The sequence below is a fragment of the Aporhodopirellula sallentina SM41 genome (assembly GCF_000346505.1).
GTDB classification, from domain to species: Bacteria; Planctomycetota; Planctomycetia; order Pirellulales; family Pirellulaceae; genus Rhodopirellula; species Rhodopirellula sallentina.
On the sequence record NZ_ANOH01000078.1, the window covers coordinates 1 to 1,061 of the forward strand.

The 1,061-nt window shown below is 54.6% G+C and carries 2 protein-coding genes; both read right to left on the reverse strand.

Annotated features, from left to right (window positions below):
- Nucleotides 1-305: 305 nt before the first annotated feature.
- Nucleotides 306-632, reverse strand: coding sequence for a hypothetical protein (locus tag RSSM_RS04410; protein WP_008674962.1), 327 nt, complete (start codon nucleotides 630-632; stop codon nucleotides 306-308).
- Nucleotides 633-816: 184 nt separating this feature from the next.
- On the reverse strand, nucleotides 817-1,061 hold a 245-nt coding region (locus tag RSSM_RS34500; RefSeq protein WP_236620931.1), incomplete at its 5' end, for a hypothetical protein.

Genomic DNA, 1,061 nt, shown 5'->3' on the forward strand with positions numbered 1-1,061 from the left:
AACAGCGGCCGGATCTTCTTGAAGAACTTCAGGCCCTGCAGCTCCGCGGCGCGAATATCAGGCGAGTCTTCCGTGGCCGCATCCCTATCGCTGCCGAGGCTCTCGGTCGTTGGACTTCGTTGTTTAGGGGGCCGGTTCGGCACTGGCTTATCCGCTGCGTGTCAAACTGGCGGAGCATCCGCCAAATTTGAATGCTTGCGCAATCGCCATGCCAAAAGTCATCAAAATTCAATGCGCAACTTTCGTGCCGAACAGTATTGTGTTCGACCCCTTTGATCGCACCCATTGCGAAAAGGGCACATGGTTCAGTCCACGATCGGTTTGCGTGAGGTCTCTCGCCGCAACTGGGCGTTCTTTTCATCAACGACCTTCCTGTGGTGCTCTTCTTGCTCTTCGGGCGTGCGTGGGCGAACACCAGTGAGTCGTGATGCCCAGTCTACCGAAAACGGCAGGTACACCACCAAAGCACAAAAGAGTGGCACAGCAATGTACCAACTGGGCTCCGGACCGGTGAGGATTCCGAGTAATCTGGTCGGAAACGTCAAGATGAAGAAAGCGATTCCAAACGCAATGAAGTGAAACGTCGTCCGCCAAGCGTCGCCGTACGATCGAAGGGCAGTTTTGAGGTTCATTTCACAGTGGAGTCGCAGCAATGATGAAAGGCTGTCTATTGCCTATCCTAGCGGAAGCAGCATCGCATTTAGTGTAGCTCTCAAATCGCCGAACGGTGCCCATCACCGGGCAGGGCCATTGTGGTTTCCGTTTGCAAACGAGCCATGCTGTTCTCCGGCAGATGGCATGGTTACCCACGTTGGACTAGTCAAATGGATTCGTAGCAGTCGAATCATCGAAAGAATGAACCTGGCGAGGCGTTGGATCGAACGGCCTAATCCAGTTTCCCAACTCGAGCGCATCTTGTCCATCGCTTCCCCAAACGTGTACCGGTTCACCGGTATAAGTCGTATGCAACACGGCAGCAGCGAACCCATTCTCAGCAACGGACGAGCGTCGGGCTGCCATTTCCGTTTCACGGGCCTTGACCCAGCCCTTTGAACTACGAA

Excerpts from the sequence above, each read along its gene's own strand:
- RSSM_RS04410 (WP_008674962.1), bottom strand. The coding sequence starts at position 632 with ATGAACCTCAAAACTGCCCTTCGATCGTACGGCGACGCTTGGCGGACG.